The sequence below is a fragment of the Streptomyces diastatochromogenes genome (assembly GCF_002242805.1).
In the GTDB taxonomy this organism is placed as follows: Bacteria; Actinomycetota; Actinomycetes; order Streptomycetales; family Streptomycetaceae; genus Streptomyces; species Streptomyces diastatochromogenes.
This window is the reverse complement of the sequence record NZ_MCGQ01000027.1, coordinates 39979-56964: the sequence shown is the minus strand read 5'-3', so window position 1 is coordinate 56964 and position 16986 is coordinate 39979. Positions and strand designations below refer to the sequence as shown.

At 71.4% G+C, this 16986-nt stretch carries 15 protein-coding genes; 8 read left to right on the top strand and 7 right to left on the bottom strand.

Annotated elements, in window-relative coordinates:
- Positions 1-9 precede the first annotated feature (9 nt).
- A complete protein-coding gene (locus BEK98_RS29330; protein WP_094219709.1) occupies positions 10-1284 on the bottom strand; it encodes a hypothetical protein in 1275 nt (424 codons plus the stop codon).
- Positions 1285-1625: 341 nt separating this feature from the next.
- Here BEK98_RS29330 and BEK98_RS29325 point away from each other — a divergent pair, with 341 nt between their 5' ends.
- Together BEK98_RS29325 and BEK98_RS29320 are read left to right on the top strand one after the other, a co-directional pair.
- Positions 1626-3233, top strand: coding sequence for an MFS transporter (locus tag BEK98_RS29325; RefSeq protein WP_094219708.1), 1608 nt, complete (start codon positions 1626-1628; stop codon positions 3231-3233).
- Between the two features lie 207 nt (positions 3234-3440).
- Positions 3441-4415, top strand: a complete 975-nt coding sequence (locus BEK98_RS29320) for an Lrp/AsnC family transcriptional regulator (RefSeq protein ID WP_167444283.1) — start codon at positions 3441-3443, stop codon at positions 4413-4415.
- 36 nt (positions 4416-4451) lie between these two features.
- Here BEK98_RS29320 and BEK98_RS29315 read toward each other — a convergent pair whose 3' ends face one another.
- The 6 genes from BEK98_RS29315 to BEK98_RS29290 form a co-directional block, all read right to left on the bottom strand.
- The gene (locus tag BEK98_RS29315) at positions 4452-5375 is read right to left on the bottom strand and encodes an RNA polymerase sigma-70 factor (protein ID WP_094219706.1); all 924 of its coding nucleotides are present in this window, start codon (positions 5373-5375) and stop codon (positions 4452-4454) included.
- Positions 5372-6304 carry an NAD-dependent epimerase/dehydratase family protein gene (locus BEK98_RS29310; RefSeq protein ID WP_094219705.1) on the bottom strand — a complete coding sequence of 311 codons (933 nt, stop codon included), beginning with the start codon at positions 6302-6304 and terminating at the stop codon, positions 5372-5374. The genes BEK98_RS29315 and BEK98_RS29310 overlap by 4 nt, the downstream gene beginning before the upstream one ends.
- Before the next feature lie 103 nt (positions 6305-6407).
- Positions 6408-6902: a MarR family winged helix-turn-helix transcriptional regulator gene (locus BEK98_RS29305; RefSeq protein ID WP_094219704.1), complete on the bottom strand. Its 495-nt coding sequence runs from the start codon at positions 6900-6902 to the stop codon at positions 6408-6410.
- A gap of 97 nt (positions 6903-6999) precedes the next feature.
- The gene (locus BEK98_RS29300) at positions 7000-7830 is read right to left on the bottom strand and encodes an LLM class F420-dependent oxidoreductase (RefSeq protein ID WP_094219703.1); all 831 of its coding nucleotides are present in this window, start codon (positions 7828-7830) and stop codon (positions 7000-7002) included.
- Complete coding sequence (locus BEK98_RS29295) at positions 7827-8837, bottom strand: zinc-dependent alcohol dehydrogenase family protein (protein WP_094219702.1); 1011 nt, start codon at positions 8835-8837, stop codon at positions 7827-7829. The genes BEK98_RS29300 and BEK98_RS29295 overlap by 4 nt, the downstream gene beginning before the upstream one ends.
- Positions 8838-8946: 109 nt before the next feature.
- A complete protein-coding gene (locus BEK98_RS29290; RefSeq protein WP_094219701.1) occupies positions 8947-9252 on the bottom strand; it encodes an ArsR/SmtB family transcription factor in 306 nt (101 codons plus the stop codon).
- Positions 9253-9522: 270 nt separating this feature from the next.
- On the opposite strand from BEK98_RS29290, the gene BEK98_RS29285 reads away from it, so the two are divergent.
- The 6 genes from BEK98_RS29285 (at position 9523) to BEK98_RS29260 (ending at position 16984) form a co-directional block, all read left to right on the top strand.
- Complete coding sequence (locus BEK98_RS29285) at positions 9523-10521, top strand: TIGR03571 family LLM class oxidoreductase (RefSeq protein WP_094219700.1); 999 nt, start codon at positions 9523-9525, stop codon at positions 10519-10521.
- A gap of 53 nt (positions 10522-10574) precedes the next feature.
- The gene (locus BEK98_RS29280) at positions 10575-11588 is read left to right on the top strand and encodes a zinc-dependent alcohol dehydrogenase family protein (RefSeq protein ID WP_094219699.1); all 1014 of its coding nucleotides are present in this window, start codon (positions 10575-10577) and stop codon (positions 11586-11588) included.
- Between the two features lie 85 nt (positions 11589-11673).
- The gene (locus tag BEK98_RS29275) at positions 11674-12597 is read left to right on the top strand and encodes a LysR family transcriptional regulator (protein WP_094219698.1); all 924 of its coding nucleotides are present in this window, start codon (positions 11674-11676) and stop codon (positions 12595-12597) included.
- 140 nt (positions 12598-12737) lie between these two features.
- A complete protein-coding gene (locus BEK98_RS29270; RefSeq protein ID WP_094219697.1) occupies positions 12738-14111 on the top strand; it encodes an MFS transporter in 1374 nt (457 codons plus the stop codon).
- A 46-nt stretch (positions 14112-14157) separates the two neighbouring features.
- The gene (locus BEK98_RS29265) at positions 14158-15804 is read left to right on the top strand and encodes an acyl-CoA dehydrogenase family protein (protein WP_094219696.1); all 1647 of its coding nucleotides are present in this window, start codon (positions 14158-14160) and stop codon (positions 15802-15804) included.
- Positions 15797-16984: a CaiB/BaiF CoA transferase family protein gene (locus BEK98_RS29260; protein WP_094219695.1), complete on the top strand. Its 1188-nt coding sequence runs from the start codon at positions 15797-15799 to the stop codon at positions 16982-16984. Before BEK98_RS29265 ends, BEK98_RS29260 begins: the two co-directional genes overlap by 8 nt.
- The last annotated feature ends 2 nt before the right edge of the window (positions 16985-16986 follow it).

Sequence of the window (16986 nt, the reverse complement as noted above, 5' to 3'; positions counted from 1 at the left end):
GAGTTGTCTTCAGAAGGGGTGTTTCGCTCCGCCCGTCGCGTTGCTCCCCCAGGGCGACGACCTCTGGTGAGGCACTCCCACGGCGTCCCCCTCGGACGGCCCCGGCGGTGGATTCTGCGGCCGCCGGCCCCCGCGCCTGGCGCGCGGTGTGCGCTGGGGCCACCACAGGACGTACGCGGCGGAGCCCAGCGCGAAGGCGAGGCGGATGAAGCCCTGCGCGGAATCGGAGGGGACCAGCAGGGCGCTGCCGTAGAGGGAGAGGAGGGCGATCCAGCTGACCCAGGGGACCAGACGGCGCTGGCCGATCGAGTCCCAGATCAGGGTTCCGAGGAGGACCGAGGCGTTGTAGTACGTGTACACGCTCGGGTCCAGGACGATACGGGCGTCGGCGGCGAGCAGCACGACCGCCGGCCAGCGGTGGCGGCGGACGGCCAGTGCGCCGAGGGCGATGCCCAGGGTCATCTGGGCCGGACGGTCCCACCAGGGGGTGGCGGCGTCGTGCACCCCGAACCAGCGCAGGGACGACGCCGGCTGGTTGGGAATGGTGAAGCGGGCCGCGGCCAGGGTCTCCATGTGGGTGAGATAGAAGGGCAGCCAGGCCGCGGCCACCAGGCCGAACGCCCAGGCGGCGGAGCGCAGCCGCGCGGGGCGTGGCAGTGCCAGGAGGAGGGGCAGGAAGCCGACCGCCCAGGGTTTGGAGTCGACCGCCAGCGCCAGCAGGACACCGACCGAGGTCGCCTTGCCACGGACCAGCGCCCGCACGGCCAGCGTGGTGAAGAACAGCGCCAGGACGTCGTCGAGATGCGCGAACCGCACCGCGACCTCCACCCACATGGGGATGAAGGCCGCCCCGGCGATCAGCACACGCTGCTGGAGACGCTTGTGGTTGAGCCCGGTGCCCCGGTAGTGGTCGGCGGCGGCGCGGCCGACCAGCACCAGGATGTACAGGCCAAGACCCGACATGAAGGCATCGGCGAGCTTCTCGCCCACCTCGACGGGGAACGGTTCGAACAGCGCGGCGACCAGGAAGCTGACCGGGCCGATCTGCAGCTCGGGGTGGTTGGCGTAGAGCGCGAGGCCACCGCCGGGGATCTGCCGGAAGAGCAGTTCCTGGCCGGTCCTCAGATAGTGCCAGGACACGGCCCCATGACGCTCGGCCACGACGAACCAGACGGCCGTCCACAGGGTCAGCAGCGCGTTGTGCCAGCGCACCGGAGAGCGCCCGATCCGGCCGATGCGCGTTCCGTCCCTGGGCACGGCCCGCGCCGTCTCCCGGTTCCGCACGTTCCGTCCTTCCCCTCCGCCCGCCTCCGGCGGGACGGCCGAGGACCCGGGCACTGCGCGCGGCGTCACCCCTCTAGAGGGGTCCCGAAGGCCGCGGGTTCCGCAGATGGTGGCTTCGGGTTCCGCACATCGCGGCTTCCGGCCGGTCTTCCTCGGCTTTTCCCGTCGGCAGCGCTCGTCGGAAATCCCCGGAACACCGGGCTCCGATGTCGGATGTCCGGGGTCCGGCAGGTGGTGGCTGGCTTCGGCCGGTGGCGGCACGGAGGGTGTCCGGAGTCAGCCAACCCCAGTGCCCAGCGCCTTCGGCGCCGCAAGGGAGTACTTCCGTGAATGCCACGACCATGGGGACCGCGCCACAGGAACGGCGGGCCGCCACGCTCGTCATGGCCTGCGTCGGCGTGTTCGTCGCCTACCTGCCGGTGACCACCGTCTCGGCGAGCCTGCCCGCCATCCAGCGGGCGCTCCACGCCTCGACCTCCCAGCTGTCCTGGGTCTCCGACGCGTTCGTCCTGCCCATGGCCGCCCTCATCCTGACCGCCGGCGTCTTCGGCGACGTCCACGGCCGCAAGAAGGTCTACCAGGCGGGCCTCGCCCTCAGCAGCCTGGGCGCCCTCGTCGCCCTGTGCGCCCAGTCCGTCCAGGCCGTCTGGGCCGGCCAGGCGCTGGCCGGACTGGGGTCGGCCGCGCTGCTTCCCACCACCCTCGCCCTGATCAGCCACGCCGTCCCGGACCCGCGCGAGCGCGGCAGGTTCATCGGTCTGTGGGCCACGTCCCTCACCGCCGCCCTGGCCCTGGGCCCGGTCATCGCGGGCACCGTCCTCGACCACTTCGCCTGGCGCTGGATCTACCTCCTCGCCCTCCCCGCCTCGCTGCTCGCCATGGCCTTCGCCGCGAAGCTCCTGACCGACTCCCGGGCCCCGGGCACCCGTCGGCTGGACTGGCCCGGCCAGATCACCGCCGCGCCGGCGATCACGGCACTCGTCTACGGGATCATCGAGGGCGGAGCCGAGTCCTTCACCGACGTCAAGGTCATGGTGGCGCTGTCCACCGCAGCCGTGGCCGCCGTCGGGTTCGTCCTGGTCGAACGCCGCAGCTCCAGCCCGATGCTGGACCTGACGCTGTTCCGCAGCCCGGCCTTCACCGCCACCACGCTGATCGCCATGATCAGCTTCCTGGGCCTGATCGGGTTCTTCTTCGCCCTCAGCCTCTACTTCGGCATGGTCCAGCGGCTGTCCACCCTGGACGCCGCCTGGCGCCTGCTGATGGTGACCAGTGTCCCGCTCCTGCTCGGCGCCCCCGTCGGCCGGCTCGTCCACCGCGTCTCGCCGCGCGTCCTCATACCGGGCGGCCTGCTGGTCACCACGGCCGCCCTGCTCACCCTCACCGACCTCGGTGCGCACACCTCGTTCGGCTCGATGGCCTGGCGGCTGGCCCTGCTCGGACTCGGTCTGGCCTTCGTCATCACGCCGATGACCGCCACAGCGGTGAGCGCCGTTCCGTTCCACCAGGCGAGCATGGCCGCCGCCGGCAACAACGCCTTCCGCCAGGTCGGCGCCGCGCTCGGCCCGGCCGTCCTGGGCGCCCTGCTGTCCACCAAGGCCGTCGACGCCCTGCCCGGCCACCTCACCGACGCCGGACTGACCGGGCGGACGGTCGAGCAGGTCCGGACGGTCGCCGAGCACGGCGGAATCGGGGCCGTCGCCGGGGTCGACCTCGGTGCGGACACGCCCCGCGTACTGGGGGCACTGTCCGAGGCCTTCCTGGACGGACTGCATCTCTGCCTGATCGTCTCCGCCGTACTGACCCTGCTCGCCGCCGCCCTCGGAGCACTCATGCTGCGCCGCCCCCGGCACACGGCACCGCCCGCGGGCGCCGGCCCCCGTCAGGAGGTGCCCGCGCCGCGACACGGGGGAGCGACCTCCCTGGCGGGCAACGCCGCGGAGAGGTGACATCACACGTGCCCGGTCGAGCGTGACGCAGGGGCAGTACGCCGACCAGGTACAGGCGCCGTCCGTGGGGACGGGTACGGCGCCCTCGGCGGGGCCCGGGACCGGTGCAATGGTCCCGGGCCCCGCCCGCACGGCAGCAGCCGACCCGCGCAGGGTCCCGCAGCGCCGCCCATGGACCGTTTTCCGCCCAGAACAAGGAGGGCCGCCTTGGATGTTCAGCCCCTCGACTCACTGGACCTCAAGCTGCTCCAGGCCCTGCAACTCGACGGACGGGCCGCGTTCAGCCGTATCGGGGACGTCCTGGGAGTGTCCGACCAGACCGTCGCACGGCGCTTCCGACGGCTGCGCACCACCGCCGGGCTGCGGGTGCTCGGGGTGGTCGACGAGGCCAGGCTCGGCCGTACCGCCTGGATCGTCCGGCTGGGCTGCACCCCCGACGTGGCCGAGCAGCTCGCGATCGCTCTGGCCCGCCGCTCCGACACCCGGTACGTCGACCTCATCGCCGGCGGCACCGAGGTCATGTGCGCGATGAAGCCCCGCAGCGAGAAGGACCGCGACGAACTCCTCTTCGACCGTCTGCGGCGCACACCCCGCGTCACCTCCGTCAGCGCCCACTGCCTGCTGCACATCTTCTACGGGGGACCGCTCGCCTGGCTCGACAAGATCCAGGCGCTCGACCCCGAGCAGGTGGCAGCGCTGCGCCCGCCCCGGGCCGAACCCCGCTCCGGGACCGTCACCCTCGACGCGGACGACGAGGCGCTGCTGGCCCTGCTCGGCCGCGACGGGCGGGCCACCTTCAGCGAACTCCAGTCCGCCACCGGTCAGTCGGAGTCGGCGGTCAAGAGACGCATCGAACGCCTGCGCTCTTCGGGCGTGCTCTACTTCGACGTTCAGCACGACACCGCGCCGCTGGGCCAGGGCGTCGGAGCGATGCTGTGGCTCACCGTGGCGCCCTCGGCCCTCGCCGAGGTCGGACGGGCGCTCGCGGAACACCGCGAGGTCCGCTTCGCCGCGGCCATCACGGGACAGGCCAACGTCGTCGCCTCCGTTCTCAGCTCCGACACCGGTGAGCTGTACCGGTACCTGAGCGAGAAGATCGGCGCACTCGCCGGAGTCCAGAGCGTCGAGACCGTCCTCAGCCTGCGCCAGATCAAGCAGCTCACCTACGAGCCGACCCGCTGAGCGGGCCGGACACCGGGGAGGCCGTCGAGATCCGTGTCAGTCCGTGGACCGGCGGGCCCGGTTCGCCTCGCGGGCGAGCGCCCAGGCGTCCGCCACCGGGCCCATGTGCCCGAGCTTGTCGGGGTTGACCACCGAGCGGATCGTCTGGATCTGTCCGTCGAGTACGTCGAGCGTCCAGGTGTTGAGGATCCTGCCGTCCCGGTCGCGGAAGACCGCACCCGGCCGGCCGTTCACCTCGTGCGGCTCGAACGTCACGCCGATCCGGACGAGTGCGGGGAAGATCCAGGCGAGCAGCCGGGTCACGTTCCCGGCGCCGAAGATGCCCCGACCCCACTGCGGTGCCTTGCCGCCGCTGTCGCCGACCATCGACACGTCGGCGGCCAGCAGCTTCTGCAGCGCGTCGACGTCCCCTTCCCGGAAGGCGTCGAAGAATCGCTCGGCGAGTTCCTCGCGCTCCTGCCGGTCGGCCTCGAAGCGGGGCCGGCCCGCGTCCATGTGGCGCCGCGCCCGTACCGCGAGCTGACGGCACGCCGCCTCCGATCTACCCACCGCCGAGGCGATCTCCGGGAAGCCGAAGGCGAACACCTCCCGCAGGACGAACACCGCGCGTTCCAGCGGGGTGAGCCGTTCGAGCAGCAACAGGGCGGCCATCGACAGGGAGTCGGCCAGCTCCGCCGAGCGCTCGGGGTCCTGGTAGGGGTCGGCCAGCAGCGGTTCGGGGAACCACGGGCCGACGTACTCCTCGCGCCTGACCCGGGCCGAGCGCAGCACGTCGATCGAGATCCGGCTCACCACGGCCGAGAGATAGGCCTTGGCCGACGTCGGTTGCACGGGGGAGGCCTCGTAGCGCAGCCAGGTCTCCTGGACCGCGTCCTCGGCCTCGCTCACGCTGCCCAGGATCCGGTAGGCGATCGAGAACAGCAGCGGCCGCAGCTGTTCGAACTCCTCGACCCGGCTCACGCCAGCCCCTCCTTGAATCCCTGCCGCCACGACGGATAGCGCAGCTGCCAGCCGAGTTCCCGCTTGGCCTTGGCATTGGAGAAGCCGCGCCCCTCGGTCATCATCGTCACCACCACGTCCCCGGCCAGCAGCCGGGCCAGCCACTTGGGGACCCGCATCGGCCGCTTCGCCCCCGCGCAGGCCGCGAGATGGGGCAACCACTCGCTCTCCGGGGCCGGTTCGTCGTCGACGATGTTGAACACCCCCCTCGCCTGCTGCTCCACGGCCAGGACGGTGGCGCTCGCAGCGTCGTCGAGATGTACCCACGAGGCGTAGCCGGTGCCGTCCCCGACCAGCGGGAACTGCCGCTTGCGCACGAGCACGAGCTGGTCGTCGGTGGCGCCCGGCCCGTAGAACCCGCCGTAGCGCAGCACCGCGCCGCCGGCCTTGCCGACCGCGTCCTCGACGTGGTGGACCGCCGCCATCGCCGGGTACGCAGGGGTTCCCTCGTGCAGGTCCAGCGGGTCCTCCTCGGTCTTCACCCAGCCGCCCTCGCGGATGCCGTTCCAGTTGGCGTAGCCCTGTGCGACGAAGTGCGGCACGCCGGTCGCCTCGGCCGCGGCCAGCAGGTGGTCCGTTCCCTCGGTGCGCAGCCGGATGGTGGGGACGGCCCACCGGTCGAAGTGCTTGAGGTCGGGCTTGCCGGCGTGAGCGAGACTGATCCCGGTCATCTGGTGCACGATCACGTCCGGCCGGGCGTTGGCCACGGCTTCACCGACCGATGCCGCATCCAGGCCGTCCATCACGACGCCGTCCGCGCCGAGCCGCTCGATCAGGCCCAGCTTGGCCCTGTTCGTCGTCGTGGCCGTCACCTGATGCCCCCGTGCCACCAGCTGCGGCACCAGCCGCTGTCCCAGAACCCCGGACCCGCCCGCAACGAACACCCGCATGACCCTCACCTTTCCCCTGCCGGAGCCTGTCTCCGAGACCTGGGACGAGACAGCCCGGCAGGCTGTGACATGGGGAGCGCGGACGGCGTGATCAGCGCTGTGGCTACCGGCGCCAGGGAAGATCCGCCGGAAGGGCCGGCCGCTCCGGGCCGGTGAGGCCGGCCAGGATGATCTCGCAGGCCTCGCCGAACGCCTGGGCCTGTTCGGGGGTGAGGCGGTCGAAGACGGCCGCGCGGACGATGGCGACGTGTCCGGGGGCGGCGTCTTCCAGGGCCGCCATGCCTGCGTAGGTCAACACCGCCAGCTGGCCCCGCTTGTCGCCCGGGGAGTCCTCCCGGCGGACCCAGCCGTCCTCCTCCATGCGACCGATGGTGTAGGAGAGCCGGGTGCGGGCGATCTTCAGCTGTTCGGCGAGGTCGGTCATGCGCAGCCGCCGCTCCGGCGCCTCGGAGAGGAACACCAGCACCGAGTAGTTCAGGTGGCTCAGCCCCGACTCGTGCCGCAGCTGCTGGTCGAGGGTGTCCTCGAGGACCAGGCTCAGGCCACGGTAGGCGCGCCAGGCCCGCAGTTCCTGGGCGGAGAGCCAACGGGGTTGCATGCGCCGCAGCCTAACAGTGCTTGCAATCTGCAATAACTGCCGAGGCGGCTGCCGATTCCGGCGACGGCAGCGCCATCGCCCAGGGCGTGTACGAGCCTCAACCCAGGCGACCGCCGAGGTGGAGGGCGATCTGGTCGACGGTTCTGGTCATCCGCGCGGTGTCCTGGGGACGTACCCAGAACAGCACACGGTCCACTCCCGCGGCCGCGTAGGCGTCGACGTCCTCCAGCTCGCCGCCGAAGAGGGTGACGGGAAGGGGCTCGTCGCTGCCGGGTCTGCGGGCGGTCTTCTTGAACTCGGCGATGTCGTCGAGGACGCCGGGGCGGAGCATGGGGATCCACTCGTCGCCGTACGCGATGACGCGCTTGGCTACGTTGGGTCCGTTGCCGGCCACCAGGATGGGCGGGTGGGGCTTCCGGACGGGCTTCGGCCAGGAGGTGACGTGGTCGAAGTTCACGAAGTCGCCGTGGTAGGAGGCGATGTCATGGGTCCAGATCTGCCGCATGGCCTCGACGCGCTCGCGCATGACGCGCCAGCGGTCGTCCGGGTTGGTGCCGTGGTTGCGCATCTCCTGGTTGATCCAGCCCGGGCCGACACCGAAGTGCATCCGGCCGCCCGACAGCACATCGACCGAGGCGACCTCCTTCGCCGTCACGATCGGGTCCCGCTCGGTGACCAGCAGCACGGCCGTGCCGATCTGGAGGGTCGTGGTGGCCTGCGCGATGGCGCCCAGGGCGACGAACGCGTCCATGCCGTTCTTGAACTCCGGCGCGAGGTTCAGGACGTCGTAGCGCTCGGGGGTGACGGCCGGGATGTGGGTGTGGTCGGGCATGAACAGCGACTCGAAGCCGCGGTCCTCCAGGAGCACGCCGAAGTCCCCCGGCGGAATGGCCTGTTGAGTGGGGAACATGATGAAGCCGAACTTCATGAGGCGCTCTCCTCGCGCGTGACGATGACGACGACCTTGCCGACCTGGGCGCCCGCTTCGAGGTACTGGTGGGCCTGGACGATGTCGGCGAGGTCGAAGATGCGGTCGATGACCGGGGTGAAGGCACCGGAGACCAGGCCGGTGGTGATGAAGTGCCGGGCCCGGTCCAGGCGCGCGGTGTCGCCGGTGAACTCGAAGAGGGTGTAGGGGCGGACGAAGACCGGGTGCATCCGGTCCAGTCCGGGCATCGGGGTGGGCCGGCCGGACAGGGAACCGTGGATCAGGATGACCCCGTCGGGGGCGGTGGCCCGCGCCAGATCCTCGACGGCCGGCCCGGCGACGGCGTCGAAGACCGCCTCGGCGCCCCGGCCGCCCGTCGCCTTCAGCACGGCGTCGGCGAGGTCGTCGCGGCTGGTGACGACGACGTGCGCGGCGCCCGCGTCGCGCAGCCGCGCCTCCTTCGCGGGGGAGTGCGTGGTGGCGATCGGGACCGCACCCAGGCGCAACGCCACCTGGATCGCGGCCAGCCCGACGCTGCTGGTCGCGGCGGTGATCACGATGTGGTCGCCGGGCCGGAGCCGGAGGACCTCGACGAGCGCCCCGTAGGCGGTCAGGAACGCCATCCAGGTGGCCGCGCCCGTGACCGCGTCCACCTGCGCCGGCCGGTGCACCAGCGCGGAGGCGGGTACGACGGCCTGCTCGCCGTACAGGTGGTGGCGGGACCGGGCGAAGACGGGCAGGACGCTGACCGGGTCGCCCGGCGCGAAGCCGGTGACGCCCTCGCCGACGGCCCGGACGCGCCCGGAGCCCTCGTAACCGAGCCCCGAGGGCAGGGCGCGGACCCGGTCGAGATACCGGTCCTGCCGGAAGTTGGCCTCCGACCTGTTCAGGCCGATCGCCTCGACGTCCAGGAGGACCTCACCCGGGCCCGGGGCTCCGAGGTTGTGGTCCTCCAACCGCAGGACCTCGGGCCCGCCCAGTTCATGAAACCGCACCACCTTGGCCACAGCCGACGCCCTTCTCGCTCACGCAGCACTATTTCGACAGCCATGGTATTACGACCGTCATCGAAATTGCGAGGGCGGAGCCCCGAGGGGTGGCGTGCGGGGGTGGGTGTCAGTGCGTGGGTGCGTCCGCTTCCAGGGCGGAGGCGGTCACCAGTGCCGACAGCAGGCCGGGGAAGCGCTCTTCCATCTCGTCGGTGCGCAGCGAGTTCATCTTCGTCGTCCCCACGTAGTACTGCCGGATCACCCCGGCCTCCCGCAGGACGTTGAAGTGGTGCGTCAGGGTCGACCTCGAGACCTCTACGTCGAACGTCCCGCAGCTGATGTCCTCTCCGGCCGTGGCCAGCTGGGACACCACGGTGCGCCGCACGGGTTCGGCCAGCGCCTCCAGTACCTGTTGCAGTGAGACCTCCGCCATGGAGGGGTGCTCGACGGTCCGTGCAGAGGTTCGGGGGCGGGCCACGATGACTCCTTGAGACTTGAATGGGGCACGTCCATCGTACGACCCCTGTCGAATAATCGACGGCTTCTCGTTCCGGGGTATATGTCGACGACGGTCAAAGTTTGACGCTCGTCGAAACATGTGTTTGAGTGGATCCACAGCGGCGGACGCCCGATGCGTGGATTCCGGGGTTCTGCGGCTGACCGGCTCCTCCCTCTCCGCCTCCGATCAGTACGTGGACCCACCATGAGCACTGCACTGGATCACCTTCTGAACCCTGCGGGCACCCTCACCGTCGGACTCGAGCTGCCCCTCGACAACGACTGGGGACCCTCCCGGCTGCAACGCGATCACGCTGCCGGGCGCCCGTTCGGGGTCGCCGATCTGGCCGCGCACGCGGAGACGGCACAGCTGGCCGACCGGCTGGGCTTCGCCGCCCTGTGGGTACGGGACGTGCCGCTGCACGACCCCGTGGAGTTCGGCGACGCCGGCTCGGTGTTCGAGACCTTCACCCACCTCGGGTACCTGGCGGCCGTGACGCGGCGCATCGTGCTGGGCACCGCGGCCGTCGTGCTCCCGCTGCGCGAACCGCTGCTGGTGGCGAAGGCGGCGGCGACCGTCGACCACCTCTCGGGCAGCCGTTTCGTGCTGGGCCTGGCGGGCGGGGACCGCCCCATCGAATACCCGCTCTTCGGCGAGGACTTCGGCAAGCGCGCGGCCACCTTCCGGGACAACCTGGCGATCCTCCGGCAGGCATGGGCCGCTCCGCCCCCAGGCAGCGGCATCACGGTGCCCGCCCTCGGGCTGAAGGCGGAGCGCCGGCTGGACGTCCTGCCCAAGCCGGCCGGAGGCAGCGTGCCGGTGGTCGTCGCAGGGCGCGCGGGGCAGGATCTCGACTGGCTCGGCGCCCACGTCGACGGCTGGTTCAACTACCCGCGCGACCTGGCGGCCGCGGCCCGGCATCTCGACGGCTGGCGTGCCCGCACCCATGCGCTCGGTACGCCGAAGCCGTACTTGACACCCATGCTGCTGGACCTCACCGAGGACCCCGACGCCCCGCGCAGCCCGATCCGTCTCGGCCTGCGCACGGGTCGCAAGGCCCTCGTCGAACACCTCCACGCCATGAGCGAGCTGGGCGTCGCGCATCTGTCCCTGAGCCTGCGCCCCGGCGAGCGCCCCGTGGCGGAGGTCCTGCACGAACTCGCGGACGACGTCCTGCCGCACTTCCCGACCCCCACCCGCTGACAGACCACAAGTCCGTTCCCCTCCACACCCCCCACCGAAAGGAACCCTGTCCGATGCGTGCATGGCAGCTTGAGGACTTCGGCCTCGACAACCTGGTCCTGAAGGAGACGCCCACCCCGAAGCCCGGACCGGGCGAGATCCTGGTCAAGGTCACCGCCGTCTCCCTCAACTACCGCGACAAGGCGATCGTCGACGGTGCCTACGACCCCGACAAGATGCCCAAGAACCTCATCCCGGTGAGCGACGCGGCCGGCGTGGTCGCCGAAGTCGGCCCCGGGGTCACGGAGTTCAAGCCGGGCGACCGTGTGATGTCGCACCTCTACTCGCACTGGCTGGACGGCGCGCCCGCCCGTGACGAGCCCGACTACTGCCTGGGCCTGCCCCTCAACGGCGGCCTCGCCGAGTACATGATCCTGGAGGCGTCCTCGGCGGTACCCACCCCCGCCCACCTCACCGACGAGCAGGCGTCCACCCTGCCCATCGCCGCCCTCACCGCATGGTTCGCGCTGGTCGAGTACGGCAGGCTGGAGGCCGGCCAGACCGTCCTGGTCCAGGGCACCGGCGGTGTCTCGCTGTTCGCCGTGCAGCTCGCCAACGCCCTGGGCGCGCGGGTCATCGCCACGTCCAGCAGCGACGAGAAGCTGCAGCGGGTCGCCGAGATGGGCGCGCAGGAGCTGATCAACTACCGCACCACCCCCGACTGGGCCGAGCGCGCCCGCGAACTCACCGACGGCCAGGGCGTCGACCAGGTCATCGAGGTCGTCGGCGGCGACGGCATCAACCAGTCCGTCCACGCGACCCGGGCCGCCGGACACATCTCCCTGATCGGCTTCCTCGGCGGGCAGGTCGCCCCGCTGGACGTACTGCCCCTGCTGTTCAGCCAGGTCCAGATCCGCGGCATCGCCGTCGGCCACCGGCGCGCCTTCCTGGAGATGAACGAGTTCATCGAGAAGCAGGGCATCGAACCGGTCATCGACACCGTGTACGGCTTCGAGGACGCCCACCAGGCCTACGAGCACCTCGCCCGCGGGGCCTTCGGGAAGATCGTCATCCGCGTCACCGACTGATCACGGACATCGGCGGGCGGGCAGTACGGCGCCCCGGCCCGCCCGCCGGTCACCCCGCCCGCCGACCCCTGGCATTGTCTGTGGGGTGGAGCTACGTCACCTTTCCGGATTCGTCGCCGTTGCCGAGGAACTGCACTTCGGGCGGGCCGCCGAGCGGCTGCACATCGCCCAGTCACCGCTCAGCCAGCAGATCCGGCTGCTCGAACGGGACCTCGGGGTCAAGCTCTTCGAGCGCACCACCCGTTCCGTGCGGCTCACCGCCGCCGGGCAGGCGCTGCTGGAGCCGGCCAGGCACCTGCTGGCCGAGGCGTCCGCGGTGCGCCGTACCGTGCGGGCCGCCCATCTGGGCGAGGTCGGCCGGGTCACGATCGGCTTCGCGGGCGCCAGCAGCTACTCGGCGCTGCCCCTGCTCACCCGGGCCGTCACCTCCGAACTGCCCGGCATCGAGCTGGTCCTGGAGGGACAGACGTACACCGGTGAGGCTCTCGGCCGGATCGCGGACGGCTCACTGGACGTCGGTTTCGTGGCCCTGCCGGTGCGGCGTGGGATCAGCACCCGGGTCGTACGGATGGAGCGGCTGGTGCTCGCCCTGCCGGACAGCCATCCGCTGGCGCAGCGCCCGGACGTCACGTTCGCCGACCTGGCGCACGAACCCTTCGTGACCTTCCCCGTCTCCCGCGGGTCCGCGGTGCGCGAAGCCATGGTGCAGGCCTGCCACGAGGCCGGGTTCGCACCGCGGATCGTCCAGGAGGCCCCCGACTCGTACAACATGCTGGCTCTGGTGGGCGCCGGGGTGGGCCTCGCCGTCGTGGTCGCGTCGGCACGCGCCATCCGCCTGGAGCATGTGGTGTTCCGGCCGCTGACCGGGGACGACGTGCCGGTGCTGCCGATCGCCCTCGGGTGGCGCACGGGCAATCCCTCGGCGGCTCTCCAGGCGGTGCTGCGGGTCGCGGAGCGTGTGTTGCCCACTCCGCCGACTGTGACGGATGACGGAGATTATGACGGATGACGTCTCATCGGAGGGTCTTTTTGGTCTTGGACATGTCCTAATCCCGGGGTGCACAGTGGCCTGCATCCCGCCCAGGACCGGGGACGGCCGCTCGGCCCCGACGTAGCGGCGGGATCTGCCGCTACGAGAGGACGCTCGTCATGCAGCAAGACACCCCTGTCCCCAGAACCCCCGCCCCCGGAACCCCAACCGCCGGGCCCTCCGCCGCTCGCCCCTCCACCCGTGCCGCGCGTCGCGCCGGGATCAGCGCGTTCATCGGCACCACCATCGAGTGGTTCGACTTCTACATCTACGGATCGGCCGCCGCGCTGGTCCTCGGCAAGGTCTACTTCGCCGACGCCTCGCCCGCCGTCGGCACCCTCGCCGCCTTCGCCACCTTCTGGATCGGCTTCCTCGCCCGCCCCCTCGGCGGCCTGGTCTTCGGGCACTTCGGCGACCGCCGCGGCCGTAAGAAGGCCCTCGTCGTCACCCTGACCATGATGGGTGGCGCCACCTTCTGCGTCGGGCTGCTCCCCGGATACGCGCAGATCGGCGCCGCCGCCCCGATCCTGCTGGTGCTGCTGCGGCTGATCCAGGGCATCGCCATGGGCGGCGAGTGGGGCGGTGCCGTGCTCATCGCCACCGAATTCGCCCCGCCCGGACGGAAGTTGCTCTACGGCGCCTTCGCCCAGCAGGGATCCCCCGTCGGCAACCTCCTCGCCACGCTCGCCTTCCTCGGCATCGTCCAGCTCCCCGACGCCGCCTTCGAGTCCTGGGGCTGGCGCGTCCCCTTCCTCGCCTCCGCCGTTCTCGTCGCCGTCGGCCTGTTCATCCGGCTGCGGCTCGCCGAGACCCCCGAGATGGCCGCCGTCCTGGAGCGGAAGCGGACCTCCCGACTCCCCGTCAAGGACGTGCTCTCCAGTTACCCGTTGCTCGTCCTGCTCGGTGTGTTCGCGGGCACGGCCGGAGTCGCGATCACCTACGTCAAGACGACGTTCGCGCTGTCCTGGGCGACCGCCGATCTGGGCTTCGACAAGTCCACCTTCCTCACCGTCATCTCGCTCGCCCTCGTCGTCCAGGTACTGGTGCAGCCCTTCGGCGCGGTCCTCGCCGCGAGATGGCCGCTGCGCAAGGCCGTGCTGTGGATGCTGCTGCCCGAATTCGTGCTGCTGCCGCTGATGTTCGTCCTTGTCGGCACCGGCAACTTCTGGCTCGCCGTCCTCGGCATGGCCCTCGCCACCTTCCCGCACGCCATGTACTACGCGGCGCTCGCCGGCATCCTCGCCCGCGTCTACCCCGTCGAGGTCCGCTACACCGGCATGTCCCTCTCGTACCAGGCGTGCACGGCCCTGTTCGCCGGGACCGCCCCGATCGTCTCCCAGTACCTGCTCACCGCCACCGGCTCCATCTGGTCCGTCGTCGCCCTCGGCCTCGGATACGTCGTGATCACGGTCGCGGGCGTGCTCCCGCTGCTCGCCCGCACCGGACAGACGGCTCCGGCGCTCTCCCCGGAACCCGCCACAACCGTGGCCTGAGCAGGCCCTTCTCTCTCAGGCCCATCTCTCCAGGAGAACCACCGCGATGAACTTCGCTGATCAGGACCCGGCCCTGCGTCCCCTGCTGGACCGGGTCCTCGACCCCGACGACCGTGCCCGCGTCGAACCGCTCCTCGTCGAACTCGGTGCGCTCGCGGCCGGCGAGATCGACCGGCAGGCCAGGATCGCCGACGCCAACCCGCCGCGCCTGCGCCCGTACGCGCCGGACGGCGAGCGCATCGACGCGATCGACTTCCACCCGGCCCACGACCGGCTGGCCGAGATCGCCTACGAACGCTTCGGACTCGCCGCCATGTCCCACCGCCCCGGCGTGCACGGCTGGCCCGCGAAGACCCCGCACACCGTCAAGTACGCGCTGTCGTACCTCTATGTCCAGTCCGAGTTCGGCATGGCCTGTCCGCTGTCGATGACCGACTCCGCCGCGCGCGTGCTGCGTCTCTTCGACCCCGAGCGGTACGCCGCCGAGATCACGGCACTCACCTCCACCGACCCCGGACGACGTGCCACCGGGGCGATGTTCATGACCGAACGGGAGGGCGGCACCGATGTCGGCCTGACGGCGACCGCCGCCACCGACCACGGCACGCACTGGACCCTGAACGGCCGCAAGTGGTTCGCCTCCAACCCGGGCGCGGACGTCGTCCTCACCCTGGCGCGCGTGCCCGGCCAGGGTGAGGGCACCCGAGGGCTCGGCATGTTCCTGGTGCCGCGGCTGCGCCCGGACGGCTCCCGCAACGCGATCCGTATCGACCGGCTCAAGGACAAGCTCGGCTCGCGGTCCATCCCGAGCGGCGAGGTCACCCTGGAGGACGCGTACGCGACTCCCGTCGGTGAACTCACCCGAGGCTTCGCGCAGATGGCCGAGATGCTCAACGTCTCCCGGCTGTCCAACGCGATGCGGGCCACCGCCCTCATGCGCCGCGCCGTACGCGAAGCCGTGCACCACACCCGCCGGCGCGAGGTCTTCGGCCGGCCGCTGTTCGAGCAGCCGCTGATGCGGGCCACCCTGCTGCCCCTGCTGCTCGACGCGGAGGCCGCGCTGGGATTCGTACTCGAGGCCGCGGCCCGCCTCGACGCCGCGGACGGGGGCGACGGCGCCGCCCGCGAGCTGGTGCGGATCCTCACACCGCTCGCCAAGTACACCCTGTGCAAGCGGGCCCGCTCCGTCACCGGCGAGACGATGGAGATCCGCGGCGGCAACGGCTACATCGAGGACTGGGTCGACCCCAGGCTGCTGCGCGACGCCCACCTCGGCTCGATCTGGGAGGGCTCCTCGAACGTCATCGCGCTCGACGTCCTGCGCTGCATGCGACGCACCGACGCCCACCACACCCTCGCCGACACCTACGGCACCCGGCTCGGCGACCTGTGGCACGCCCTGCGCACCAAGGGCGACGCGATCCTCGAACTCCCCGCGGACGAACAGGAGATGCGCATCGGACGGTACGCGGACGAGCTGAGCCGCGCCGTCATGGCGACGCTGCTCCTGGAGCAGGGCGACCACGAGTGGTGGGCCACCGGCAACGCCCGCAAGCTGCTCGTCGCCCACACCTACCGCGCGCTCCTCGACGACCCCGACGCGCTGCCCCGGCCCGCCCTGGACCGCCTCGCCGAGGTGGCCGACGGTGGACAGGTGCCGCTGACCGACGCCAAGGAGGCCGCAGATGCCTGAGCCCCTGTCCGGAACCCGTGTCGTGGATCTGTCGAAGATCCTCGCCGGACCGTACGTCACGATGTCACTCGCCGACCTCGGTGCCGACGTCATCAAGGTCGAACACCCCGACGGCGGTGACCCGACGCGTGGCTGGGGCCCGCCGTTCCAGGGCCCCGACGCCACGTACTTCCTGGCCGCCAACCGCAACAAGCGCTCCGTCACCCTCGACCTCAAGTCCCCCGAAGGGCAGGAGGCCGCGCACCGGCTGATCGCCACCGCGGACGTTGTCGTCGAGAACTTCCGCCCCGGCAGCTCGCTGGCCCGCAGCTTCGACCACCGCGAGCTGAGCGAGCGCTACCCGCGCCTGGTCGTGCTGCACATCTCCGCCTTCGGCGAGAGCGGTCCGCTGCGCGACGAACCCGGCTACGACATGGTGGCGCAGGCCGCCGCCGGCCTGATGTCCCTGACCGGCGAGCCCGACGGACCGCCCGTACGAGCCGGCTACGCGATGGGCGACCTCGGCGCGGCTCTCTTCGGGATCATCGGCGTCACCTCGGCGCTCGTGGAGCGCGAGCGGACGGGCCGCGGGCAGTACGTCACGACCTCGCTGTACGAGTCGCTGCTCGCCCTGCACGCCAACTGGGCCACCGGATACTTCGCCACCGGTGAGCGGCCCGTACGGCTCGGCTCCGGGCATCCGAGCCTGGTGCCGTACCAGGCGTATCCCGCCGACGACGGGCACTTCGTGATCGCGGTCGGCAACGACGCCCAGTTCCGCGAGCTGTCCGCGGTCCTCGGCCACCCCGAGTGGGCCGACGACCCGCGGTTCGCCACCAACCGGGACCGGGTCGACAACCGCCGCGCCCTCAACACCGAACTCGACGCGGTGCTGGCCGGCGCCGGCGTGGCCCACTGGTGCGGCCTGCTGAAGGCGGCGGGCGTGCCCGTCACCCCCATCCGCACGCTCGACGAGGTCTACGACTGCCCGCAGACCGAGGCGCTCGGCATCGTCCAGAAGGCGGACCACCCTGTCGTCGGCCCGCTCCGGCAGGTCGCCTTCCCGGTGAACTTCGGCGGCGAGCGCCCGCCCGTGCGGACCGCGCCGCCCACGTTGGGCCAGCACAGCCAGGACGTGCTGGCCGAACTCGGCTACGACGAGGCGGAGATCGCCCGCCTCCTGCACCCCCAGGGAGACTGACG